Source organism: Micromonospora sp. WMMD998, from assembly GCF_029581235.1.
Taxonomy (GTDB): Bacteria; Actinomycetota; Actinomycetes; order Mycobacteriales; family Micromonosporaceae; genus Micromonospora.
Map to the genome: position 1 here is coordinate 4,203,648 of NZ_CP120740.1, position 11,929 is coordinate 4,215,576.

The 11,929-nt window shown below is 74.9% G+C and carries 6 protein-coding genes and 1 pseudogene; 2 read left to right on the forward strand and 5 right to left on the reverse strand.

Going from position 1 to position 11,929, the window contains the following annotated elements; translation table 11 throughout:
* Positions 1 to 16: 16 nt before the first annotated feature.
* The 5 genes and pseudogenes from O7619_RS19250 to O7619_RS19270 form a co-directional block, all read right to left on the reverse strand.
* Entirely contained in the window at positions 17 to 1,246 is a 1,230-nt protein-coding gene (locus O7619_RS19250; RefSeq protein ID WP_282282425.1) for an MFS transporter, read from the reverse strand.
* 541 nt (positions 1,247 to 1,787) lie between these two features.
* Positions 1,788 to 2,510: pseudogene (locus tag O7619_RS19255) on the reverse strand (hypothetical protein); the annotation flags it as partial.
* Between the two features lie 72 nt (positions 2,511 to 2,582).
* Entirely contained in the window at positions 2,583 to 3,449 is an 867-nt protein-coding gene (locus O7619_RS19260) for a hypothetical protein (RefSeq protein WP_282282427.1), read from the reverse strand.
* A 54-nt stretch (positions 3,450 to 3,503) separates the two neighbouring features.
* Positions 3,504 to 5,156 carry a serine/threonine-protein kinase gene (locus tag O7619_RS19265; protein ID WP_282282429.1) on the reverse strand — a complete coding sequence of 551 codons (1,653 nt, stop codon included), beginning with the start codon at positions 5,154 to 5,156 and terminating at the stop codon, positions 3,504 to 3,506.
* 217 nt (positions 5,157 to 5,373) lie between these two features.
* Positions 5,374 to 7,164: a hypothetical protein gene (locus O7619_RS19270; RefSeq protein ID WP_282282431.1), complete on the reverse strand. Its 1,791-nt coding sequence runs from the start codon at positions 7,162 to 7,164 to the stop codon at positions 5,374 to 5,376.
* Between the two features lie 164 nt (positions 7,165 to 7,328).
* On the opposite strand from O7619_RS19270, the gene O7619_RS19275 reads away from it, so the two are divergent.
* Both O7619_RS19275 and O7619_RS19280 read left to right on the forward strand, forming a co-directional pair.
* Complete coding sequence (locus O7619_RS19275; protein ID WP_282282433.1) at positions 7,329 to 8,462, forward strand: N-acetylmuramoyl-L-alanine amidase; 1,134 nt, start codon at positions 7,329 to 7,331, stop codon at positions 8,460 to 8,462.
* A gap of 201 nt (positions 8,463 to 8,663) precedes the next feature.
* Positions 8,664 to 11,849: a penicillin acylase family protein gene (locus tag O7619_RS19280; RefSeq protein ID WP_282282435.1), complete on the forward strand. Its 3,186-nt coding sequence runs from the start codon at positions 8,664 to 8,666 to the stop codon at positions 11,847 to 11,849.
* Positions 11,850 to 11,929: the final 80 nt, after the last annotated feature.

Genomic DNA, 11,929 nt, shown 5'->3' on the forward strand with positions numbered 1-11,929 from the left:
ACGTGTTTGCCTCTGGTTACTTCTTCGCCCGGTCCACCCCCCGATCGGGGCACAGCCAGAGCGCCACCAGCGGGTACGGCAGCACGGCCACCGCGAACGCGATCGGGTTGCCGACCGCGCCGGCGAGCAGCCCGTAGCCGCCGTAGAAGGCCACGGTGGTCAGGTCGGTGGCCATCCCGGCCAGCGAGGTGACAGTGGCCCGCGCGTCGCCGGTGATCCGGGCCTGCAACCGCACGTCGGCGAGCACGGTGGCGAGTTGGAACGCGGCGAACGCGAGCGCCAGCAGCAGGAATCCGGCCGGGTGCCGCAGCAGCGCGCCGACCGCCGTCGCCGCCGCCGCGAGGACCAGCAGACCGGCGTACCCCCGGTCGGACAGCCGCTCGCCCAGCGGGGCGAGCAGTCCGCCCGCGGTCATCCCGCCCCACAGCAGCAGGAGCAGCAGCGGCACGGTGGCCTCGGCGGCCCCGGTGTCCCGGGCCAGCAGCCCGGTGTACTCGTCGAGCCCGCCCCAGATCGTGGCCACGGCGGCGACCAGCAGCACCGAGGCACGGACCCGCCGGTCGGCCCGCACCTCGGCCAGCCCGCCCCGCACGCGGTCCAGCCAGCCGGGCGGCTGCTCCCCCGTAGCACCACCACCGGACGGCGCCGGCGCGGGCGTGGCCCTGGGCCGGCGTTCCGGAAGGCGGGCCGCGACGGCGGCGGCGAGCAGGCAGGTCAGCACGCTCGCGGCGCCGACCGCGAGGTAGCCGCCGAGCGCGAACACCGGCCCGGCGAGCACCCCCGAGCCGACCGCGCCGAGCACCTCGGCGGTGCGGGCGCGGCCGATCAGCCGGGCATACCTGTCGGCCGCGCCGAGGTGGTCCAGCTCCATGAAGACCAGCGCCTCCAGTGCGCCGGAGCGCAACGCGCCGCCGGCGCCCCAGAGCAGGAACCCGACGGCGAACGCCGGGTAGGACGGCAGCAGCACCCAGAGCGCGAAGCCGGCGGCCGTGAGCAGCGGCGCGAGGCGGAGCAGCAGTCGCCGGGACAGCGCGTCGGCCCACGCCCCCGAGGGCACCTCCAGCAGGATGCCGGCGACCGACCAGAGGACGAACAGCGAGGAGATCTGCCCGACCGACAGCCCGGTGTCGGCGAACAGCAGCACGTAGAGCGGGTAGAGCAGGACGAGGTCGGTGAGGAACGCGTAGCCGTAGAGGGTCACCGCCAGCCGGCGGGTCGCGGGCGCGCGGGCAGGAGCGACGAGCATGGGGCCTTCCCACAGGTCGGAGCGGACACCGGTCGGCGTGCACGGTGTCCGCGGCGGCCCGCGGGCTCGTCGTTCAGGTGGGCGTCACCATCGCCAGGTCATGCCGACGATCCTAACCGGACCGCGCCCCTGACGGCCGGCTCTGTCCGGGTGGGCCGAGCGCGCGTACGCGGGGTGAACGGCGTCGGGGCGGGACCCGATCGGATCCCGCCCCGGTGGTTCGTGCGCCGTCGGCTCAGCGGCGGAACTTCTCCGCGTCCGCCTGCGGGATGACCATCGTCGTCTCGCTCTCCGCGGCCGGCTCGGCCGTCGGCTGGGCGCGCTCGGCCGGCGCGGCGCGCTCGGAGTCGGTGAGCGGCGGGATGACCTGGGTGGTCTCGCCGGCCGCCGCCGCCGGGTCGCCGCCGACCTGCGTCGGCGTCGCCTGCGCCGGCACCTGCTGCGTCGGCTCGGCGGAGCCCGCGTACACCGGCACCGGCTGGGTGCGGTCCGCCTCGGCGTCCCGGGTCACCGGCTCGGTCGGCTCGGCGTCGCGGTCCGCGGCGAGCCGGGCCTCCAGGTCGCGCCGGCCGGCCTGGTAGGCGCGGGCGTGGGTGGCGATGGCCCGGGACTCCTCCTCGGCCCGGCTCAGCCAGCTCTCCCAGCGGCTCTGCATCGGCCGGACCAGGCCGCCGCCGACGCCCACCACCAGGATGCCTCCCACGGTGGCCAGCACCGCGATCAGCACCGGCGTGGTCACCGAGGTGGCGACGCCGATCTGGTTGAGCGCGGCGATGACGCCGAGGCCGAGGATGAACACCGAGGCGAGGTTGGCCAGCACCCGCCCGTAGGAGAGTCCGCCGAGGGCGCTGGAGATGATGTCCTTCACCGCGCGGGCGATGGCGGCGGCCACCACCACGATGATGATCGCGACGAACGCCTTGGGCAGCCAGGCGACCACGCCGGCGATCAGGTCCGAGATCGGGTTGGGACCCCAGATGCCGAACGCGAGTTGGAGCGTCACCAGCAGCACCGCGTAGTAGGCGAGCTTGGCGACGATGTCGCTGGCGTCGTACGTGGAGCGCGCCAGCGCGGTCTTGATCCCGCCGCGTTCCACGGCCCGGTCGAAGTGCACCCGTTCCAGGATCGTGTCGACCAGCTTCCGCACGGCCTTGGCGATCAGCCAGCCGGCGACCAGGATCGCGACGAACGCGACCGCCTTGGGCAGGAAGAGCATCACCGAGCGGAACGCGTCGCCCACCGCGTCGCCGAAGTTGTCTCTCATCTAAGGTCCTCCACGCACGTGGTCAGGGGTAGTTCCGGGTGGGCCTACCCTGGGCGGCGCGCGGGGAAACGCTCAGCCGCCGGGGCAGCGGTAGCTGACGCGCGTGCCGGCCTGCACCGGCGACGGTTCGACGATGTTGACGGTAGCCGTCCCGGTGGTCGCGCCAACCCCGCTGAACGTCCACCTGAGGGTGAGCGTGGCGGTCCGCTGCCCACCACCGACCCGCTCGCTGAGCAGGGCGCCGGGCGGCGCGTCGGAGCGGAACCACTGGTAGCGGATGGTTCCGGCGTGCCCGTTGGTGCGGACCGTGGCGACCACGTCGACGGTCACGTCGCAGGCCACCCCGGCCGGGCGGGGCACCGCCACCGAGACCTGCTCGACCTCCAACGGCCGCAGCCGCTGCCACAGGTAGAGACCCACCACCACCAGCAGCGCGGCGGTGAGCAGGGTGGACAGCACCGAGACGACCCGACGCCAGAGCGGGCGCGGCGGGGGGACCGGCGGCGCGACCGGCCAGGCCGGGGCCGGCGGCGGCGTCGCCGGCACGCCCGGGCCGAAGCGCAACTCGCCGCCGGGCGCGGGCGCCGGGACGCCGCTCACCGCCCGCGCGTCCACCGTCGGATCCCGGTACGCCCCGGCGGTCGTCCCCGCCGACGGCCACGTCGACGTGGCCCTCGTCCGCCGGTACGGTCCGGTCCACGGCTCGGGTGCGGTCAGGTGCACGGTCGGCTCCGCTCCCCGGTGGACATCGCCGGCCGGCGGGCCGATGTGCACGGTCGGGTCCGCGACGCCCGGGTCACCCGCGAGGTGCATCGTCGCGTCCCCACCGGGCGGCCCGGGCACCGCCGGAGGGCCGAGGCGCACGGTGTGGTCCGGGCCGGACGACGCGGGCAGGGCGTGGGTGGGCAGCGCCTCGGTGGGCTCGTCCGGCCGGTTCATGCCGGCCGTCCCCGGGTCGGGCTGCGGTGCTGGGCTGTGGGCACGGTCGTACTCCTAGCCGGGGGTGCAGTAGGGGTAGAGCGTCACGTACACCGGTTTCGCCGAGGTGGTCGCGTTGCCGGCGGCGTCGGCGGCGGTGACCTGGATCGGGATGCGGGTGGTCTGCTTCGGCGCGGCCAGCGGGCCGAGCGTGCCGGTGAACACGCCGCGACCGGCGGCGGCCATCCGGACCGTGCCGGTGACGCCGCCCTCCAGCGTGTAGCGGAACGTGACCGTCAGCGCGGCCGGGCCGCTGCGGTCGTCGGTGACGGGGACGCTGACGGTGCTGCTCTGGACCCCGAACGGGCAGCCCTTCGGTTCGAGCTGGCCCGGATCGACGTCGACGCCGCCGACCACCGGCGCGGTGACATCCGGCGGGGGCGGCGGCGTGGTGCGGCGCGACGGGACGGGGGTCGGCGCGTCGGTGGGCGCCGGCGGTCGGGTCGGCGCCCGGGTTCCGTCCGGCGCGTCAGACGGCGTCTCCGTCGGCGGGGTGGCCACGGTGGACGGCGTGGGGGTCGGGGTGGGGGTGGCGTCCGGGGGCGCGGCGCTCGTCGGGTCGGGTGCGGCCCCGGACGGGTCGAACCCGGTCGGCGACGGACCGCCGGGAGACCCGGCGGCGACCGGGGTCTCGCGGGCGGCGTAGCTGTAGCCGGTGCCGCCGACCAGCACGGCGGCGACCAGGGCCCCGGCCACCAGCACGGTGCGCTTGCGTCCCGGCCGGAGCAGGCCGCCCCGGCCGGGCGTGGCGCCGAGCGCCGTGCTGGCCACCGCGGTGGCACCCTCCGCACGGTCCGGGAACGGCCACAGCGCGGCCAGCAGGGCGGCCCGCCGGGCCAACTCGCGCAGCCCGCGCTCCTCCCACCCGGGGCCGTACCCGGCGCCGGCCACCCGGTCCAGCAGCTCCAGGAACACCTCCGCCGGTTGCGGCCGCTCGTCCGGACGCTTGGCCATGCCGTGCCGGAGCAGTTCGTGCACCGGCGCGGGCGCCGGATCGGTCGGGATCGGCGCGGTGGCGTGCTGCTCGCGCAGCGAGAGCAGGTCCGGCCCCTGGTACGGGGGCAGCCCGGTGAGGCACTCGAAGAACGTGGCGGTGGCGGCGTAGATGTCGCAGGCGGGGCTGGCCGGGGCGCCCGTCCACTGCTCGGGGGCCATGTAGCGGGGCGTGCCGGAGACGGTCGTGTCGGCGCCCCGGCCGACCGGCATGGCGATGCCGAAGTCGGCGAGCTTGCTGAGCCCACCGCCGGTGACCAGCACGTTCTCCGGCTTGTAGTCGCGGTGCACCACCCCGCGGGCGTGCGCCGCGGCCAACCCGGCGAGCGACCCCCGCAGCACGCAGAGCGCCGCCTCGGGTGTGGTCGGGCCGTGCGCGCGCAGCATCTGCCGCAGCGAGACGCCGTCGACCAGCTCCATCACGATGGCCGCGCCCTGCGGGGACTCGACGTACTCGTAGAGCCGACTCACGTGCGGGTCGTCGATCTCGCCGAGCAGCCGGGCCTCGGCGCGGAAGGCCACCCGGAACGACGACTCCCCGCCGAGGTCGCGGACCAGGTACTTGATCGCGACCGGGGTGCCGGTGGCGTCGTGGGTGGCCAGCACGACACTGCCCGACGCGCCGGCGCCGAGCCGACGGACCGGCGTGTAGCCGGACAGTTGCCAGCCGCTCATGCGACAAACTCCACGGCGTCCCGGGGGCGGATGTCGGTGGCCGCCTCGCCGGTCATTCTGGTCGCGCCGGGACGGCCGGCCATCGGCGCAACGGGTGCTTCCGCACGCCGGACGGCGGCCCCGGGCCGGGGACGTCGCCCGGTCCCGGCGCCGGGCGGCGGATGGTCGGTAACGGACACCCCGTCACTGGTAGCAGACGCCGGCAAGCGTCACCCGGTCAGAAGGTGCGGGACGGGGGGACGCCGGCGGGTGGGGGTTGGGGCAGGAGCCAGAGGGGGTTGCTCGCGGCGATGATGGAGTCGTCGCGGTCGCGGATCTGGGTGCGCACGTATGCGCCGGCGTTCACCCGCACCGGCAGGTCGTGCCAGCCCTGGCGCAACTGCCGCCACGGCACCTGTCCGGTCCGGATCGCCGGGGTGGGGTCCGCGGCGCCGGCCAGGTCGACCTCGCCGGTGACCACCTCCAGGGTGGCCCCGGCCGGCAGGTCGGTGGCGCGCAGCCGGACGGTGGCGGTGTCGTCGGTGACGGTGGGCTGCCCGCCCATGGCGCTGCGGCCACCGAGTTCCAGGTCCAACACGCCCCGGTAGCGGGCCAGGTCGGCGAACCATGCCTGCCCGGCGCGGAGCGCGGCGACCAGGTCGTCGCGGTCGGTCGAGGCGGCCCAGACGGAGGTGACGTGCCGGTCCCGGCCGGCCCGCCAGTCGGTGCCGTCGTGGTCGTCGGTCACCCCCACCGCGGTCAGCGGGATGGCGTTGCGGGCCGCCACGTCGTACGCCCAGAGGTGATCCTCGACCGGCGTCCGTCCGATCTCGATCAGGTCGACGCCGAGCGCGCGCCGGGTGACCAGCAGCCGGGCCAGCGCGTCGCGCCGCTCGACGTCCAGCGGGTGGTTCCAGCAGACCACGCCACCGTGGGCGTGCAGGAACTCCACCATCCGCGCGGTGGCGTCGACGTCGTTGTCCCGGTACGGCGGGGACGGGAAGCGCGGCAGGGTGCCGTCGCCGCCGAACCAGTTGAGGTGCCGCACCATCGACACCTCGTACGCCCGGTGGTGGGTGACGCCCGGGTACGCCCCGGCGTAGCCGCGCAGCACCTCGGCGCGCATCTCCTCGCCGGCCTGCCCGGCCCGCCGGGCCCGGTCGAAGACCAGCCGGTCGACCAGGTACGCGCCCCGCGCGCCGCCGGTCACGGTCACGCCGAGGCGCAGCCCGCGCAGCGAGTTGTCGCCGGCCACCAGGTCGGGCCAGAGTCGCCGGACGTCGGCGAGCAGCGCGAACGTGTGCCGCCGCCAGGCGCCGGCCGGGGCGGGGAGGTCGACGGTGCCGTGCCGGCCGTCGACGGTGTGCCGGACGGTGTCGGCCGCGCCGAGGCGGTAGCGCAGCACGAGCTGGCCGGCGGGGCGGCCGGGGCCCGCCGGGTGGTGGGACAACGCGATCTCGACGGTGAGCGTGGCGTGCGGGCCGGTCGCCTCGGGTCGCACGTCGAGGTGCAGCGTGGTGTCGGAGATGTTCCCGGTGTGCGTCCAGTTCCAGGCCTTGCCCGCGTACCAGTGGGTGCCGGCGCCGGTGGCGGTGAGGCGCAGCGCGCGGCCGGGGCCGTCGGGCGCGTCCGGCGCGGCGACGAAGTCGGCGGCGGAGCCGGTGAGCCGCCCCTCGGTGGTCGAGCGCCAGGTCCAGGCCAGGCCGCCCTCCAATTCCTCCGGGCCGTCGAAGTGCACGACGCGGCGGTGGTCGTGGGCGGCGACCCGGAAGTCGTGGTCGGTCCACCAGAGCACGTCGACGGCGTTGCGCCGGGCCTGGTCGAGGTGGGCGGCGTAGCTGGCGACGCCCTCGCTGAACGAGGCGTGCAGGTGCATGGCCATGCTGATCGGCCGGCGTCCGGGTGCCGTCGGCCGCGGCCGGTCGCGGGTGGCGACCAGCCCGAGCGGTACGCCGACCCCGGCGACCGCCAGCCCACCGGCCGCGGCCAGCACGCTGCGCCGGTCCAGTCGCGCCCGACCGTCCCTCATGTCCACTCCCCCTCCCCCGCGCGGCCCAGCGTACGGCCGGATCGGCGGGTGCGGTATTTGTCCTCTGGCGCTCGCGGGGGTGTTGGCAATATCCTTCGGCTCGCGTGCCGACATTGGAGTTCCTTTACATCGCCCGGCCTCGGTCGGGTCGGCGAGGAGATGCCATGCACTTCGATCATTCCGAGCTGGACCGCCGTACGCTGCTGCGGGCCGGCCTCGGCGCCGCCACGGTCGCCGTCGTGGGGAGCGAGCTCGCGCTGCCGGCCGCCGCGCAGGCCGCCCCGGGCGCGGACCTCGACTGGATCATCGACTGCGACGGGTGGGCCGCCCGCCCGCCGTCCGGACCGCTGTCGGTGAGCGCCACCCCGACCAACAAGATCATCGTGCACCACATGGCGTTCCCCAACGTCACCGACTACTCGAAGGAGCACGCCGAGCAGCTCGCCCGCGACTGCCAGGACCTGCACATGGACGGCAACGGCTGGTCGGACACCGGGCAGCACTTCACGGTGAGCCGGGGCGGTCACGTCCTGGAGGGACGGCACGGCAGCCTGGAGCGGCTGTGGGCCGGCGACCGGCAGATGATCGCCGCGCACTGCCCGGGCGAGAACGGCCGGGCCATCGGCATCGAGAACGAGGGCACCTACGTCACCGAGACGCCGCCGCAGGAGCTGCTCGACGGCCTCACCCGGCTGTGCGTCGCGATCTGCCGGCAGTACGGGCTGCACGCGCACGACATCTTCGGCCACTGGGACTTCCGGGAGACCCAGTGCCCGGGGGCGATGTTCTACCGGGAGTTCCCGGCGCTGCGCCGGCAGGTGTTCCGCACCCTCGGCACCCGCCTGGGCGACGTGCCGGCGCGGCGGTGGCCGGACATCTGGCGCTTCGTCGGCGGCCCGGTGGTCCGGGTCGCGCAGTACCTGCTGACCTTCCGCGGTTACGCTGTGCCGGTCACCGGCGTCTTCGACGCGGCCACCGTCGCGGCGGTGCAGGACTGGCAGGCCCGCAACGGCATTCCGGTCGACGTCGACGCCACCCTGACGGCGCCGACGTGGGAGACCCTCGCTCCGGAGCTGGACCAGCGCGACAGCGGCGTACCGGTGACCGCCGCGCAGTTCATGCTCGCGTCCAAGGGCTACGCCGAGGTCACCCCGACCGGCGAGTTCGACCACGCGACCCGCGGCGCGGTGAAGGATCTCCAGCGCCTGCACGGGCTGCCGCCCACCGGCAAGGTCAGCACCACCACGTGGTGCGCGCTGGTCGGGGGCGTGGTGCGCCAGTCGTTCCGCAGGCGCTGACGGCACACCCGGGGCGAAACGTCGGCATTGGCGGGTGGTGAACGACGGCTATCCGGGGCGACGGTCCGCCGCCGATCATTGCCCGGAGATAGATATGAGTCATTCTCACCTCCGGGTGGAACGCCCGGGCGCGGAGGGCGAGACGTCGGCACGGCAGCCGGGCGCACCGAAGGCCCGACTCCGCGTCCCCGGAGGATCGCCATGCCCCGTCCCCCACTCCGCGCCCGGCTCGCGGCACTCACCGCCGCCGCCCTGACCGCGAGCGTCCTGACCGTCACCCCGCCGTCACCGGCGCTCGCGGCCGGCACGTTCGCCGCCAACGACTACTGCCTCGGCCAGTGCGCCGACATCCTGCCCCCGGGCCAGAACGGCAACGCCACGCTCGTCGCCATCCTGGCCCACCAGGCGCTCGGCACCCGCCCGGCGCACTCCAGCGACCAGCTCGACGAGTACGCGAACCTGGTCTACAACTACGCCGGGCTGACCGACGAGCAGATCGCCCAGTTCTACAACGACTCCTCGTTCGGCGTCCCCGCCGCGCAGGTCGAGAGCACCGTCTCGCCGCGCTCGGACGTCACCATCGTGCGGGACAAGGCCACCGGCGTCCCGCACGTCACCGGCACCACCCGCGGCGGCACCATGTTCGGCGCCGGCTACGCCGGGGCGCAGGACCGCCTCTGGGTGATGGACCTGCTGCGGCACGTCGGGCGTGGCAACGTCAGCTCGTTCGCCGGCGGCGCCCCCGGCAACCGGGAGCTGGAGCAGAGCGTCTGGGCCAACTCGCCCTACACCGAGGCGGACCTCCAGGCCCAGGTGGACGCGCTGCGCACCCGGGGCGCCCGGGGCCAGCAGCTCTACACCGACGTCGTCGACTACATCGCCGGCATCAACGCCTACATCGACAAGTCGATCGCCGACGACAACTACCCCGGCGAGTACGTGCTCGCCGGCGCCGGCAAGCCGAAACACTTCACCATGACCGACCTGATCGCCACCGCCGGCGTGATCGGCGGGCTGTTCGGCGGCGGCGGTGGCAGCGAGATCCAGTCCGCGCTGGTCCGGGTGGCCGCCCGGGCCAAGTACGGCGCAAGCGAGGGCGACCGGGTGTGGGCGGCGTTCCGCTCCCAGAACGACCCCGAGACCGTGCTCACCCTGCACGACGGGCAGAGCTTCCCGTACGGGGCGACACCGCCCGGCGCGACGAGCGTGGTGCTCCCCGACGCCGGCTCGGTGGTCGCCGAGCCGCTCGCCTACGACGCCACCGGCGGCGCCGCCTCCCGCACCGGCGCCAGCAAGGCCACCAAGGAGTTGCTCGGCGGGCTGTCCAACCTGCGCGCGCACGGCATGTCCAACGCCGTGGTGGTCTCCGGCCGGCACACCACCACCGGCAACCCGGTGGCCGTGTTCGGGCCGCAGACCGGCTACTTCGCCCCGCAACTGCTGATGCTCCAGGAGTTGCAGGGGCCGGGGATCAGCGCGCGCGGCGCCGCGTTCGCCGGGCTCAACCTCTACGTGCTGCTCGGCCGCGGCCAGGACTACGCGTGGAGCGCCACCTCGGCCTCCCAGGACCTGACCGACACGTACGCGGTGCCGCTGTGCACCACCGACGGCAGCGCGCCGACGCTGGGCAGCAACCGCTACCTCTACCACGGCCAGTGTCTCGCGATGGAGGCCCTGGAACAGCGCAACTCCTGGTCGCCGACGCTCGCCGACTCCACCCCGGCCGGCTCGTACACGCTGCGCGCGCTGCGCACGAAGTACGGCCTGGTCTCCCACCGGGGGCTGGTGAACGGGCAACCGACCGCGTTCACCAAGCTGCGGTCCACCTACCGGCACGAGGCCGACTCGGCGATCGGCTTCCAGGCGTTCAACGACCCGGCGGCGATGGGCAGCGCGGCGGCGTTCCAGGCGTCCGCGGCAAGCGTCGGGTACGCCTTCAACTGGTTCTACGTCAACTCGACCGAGGCGGCGTACTTCAACTCCGGCGCGAATCCGGTCCGCTCGTCGGTCACCGACCCGAACCTGCCGGCGAAGGCCGAGCCGGCGTACGAGTGGGCGGGCTGGAACCCGGACACCAACGACGCCAGCTACGCCCCGGCGTCGGCGCACCCGCAGTCGGTGAACCAGGACTACTACGTCAGTTGGAACAACAAGCAGGCGCGCGACTTCGGGGCGGCCGACGGCAACTTCAGCTTCGGCTCCGTACACCGGGGTCAGTTGCTCGACGGGCCGGTGCGCGCGGCGATCGCCCAGCGCAAGCTGGGCCGGGCCGACGTCGTCAAGATCATGGCGGACGCGGCGGTGACCGACCTGCGCGGCCAGCAGGTCCTTCCCGACCTGCTGCGGGTGCTGGACAGCGCGCCGGTCACCGACCCGGCGCTGGCCGACGCGGTCGGCAAGCTGCGGGCCTGGCAGCAGGCCGGCACCCGGCGGGTGGAGACGTCCCCCGGGTCCAAGGTCTACCAGCACGCCGACGCCATCCGGATCTTCGACGCCTGGTGGCCGCTGCTGGCCTCGGCGGAGTTCCGCCCCGGGCTCGGCCCCGACCTGTACGCCGCGCTCGTCGACGCCATCGAGGTGAACGAGGCCCCGTCGGGCGGGCAGAACGGCGGTCGCGACGGCGCGGTCAGTTGGGCGCTCCAGGGCCAGGCGCACAAGGGCTCGTCGTTCCAGCACGGCTGGTGGGGCTACGTCGACAAGGACGTGCGCGCCGTGCTCGGCGACCCGGTGGCCGGCGGGCTCGGGCGCGCGTACTGCGGCAACGGCGACCTCGGCGCCTGCCGCACGGCGCTGCTCGGGGCGCTCGGCCAGGCCGCCGCCGCGCCGGCCGGCACGGTCTACCCGGGCGACAAGTCCTGCTCCGCCGGTGACCAGTGGTGCGCCGACTCGATCGCCCAGTCCGGCCTCGGCGGCATCACCCACCCGCTCATCGCCTGGCAGAACCGCCCCACCTACCAGCAGGTCGTCTCGTTCCCGGCCCGCCGGGGCGACGACGTCACCAACCTGGCCCAGGGCCGCCCGGCCAGCGCGTCGAGCACCCAGTTCCTGACCAGCTACACCCCGGGCAAGGCGGTCGACGGCAGCCTGTCCAGCCGGTGGGCCAGCAGCTACAACGACAACCAGTGGCTGCGGGTCGACCTCGGCGCGGCCCGCACGGTCAGCCGGGCGGTGCTGCGCTGGGAGTCCGCGTACGGCTCCTCGTACCGGATCGAGGTCTCCGGCGACGGCAGCTCCTGGACGCCGGTGTTCGCCACCACCACCGGCAACGGCGGCGTCGACAACGTCACCTTCGCCCCGGTCAGCGCCCGCTACGTGCGGGTGTACGGGGTCAAGCGGGCCACCTCGTACGGTTTCTCGCTCTACGAGTTCGAGGTCTACGGACGGTGACACCGGCGGTCGGCCGGCGGGTGCCCACCCGCCGGCCGACCGCCGTCCCGGCAGGTCGGGAGCGTCCCCTCCTCCCGGGG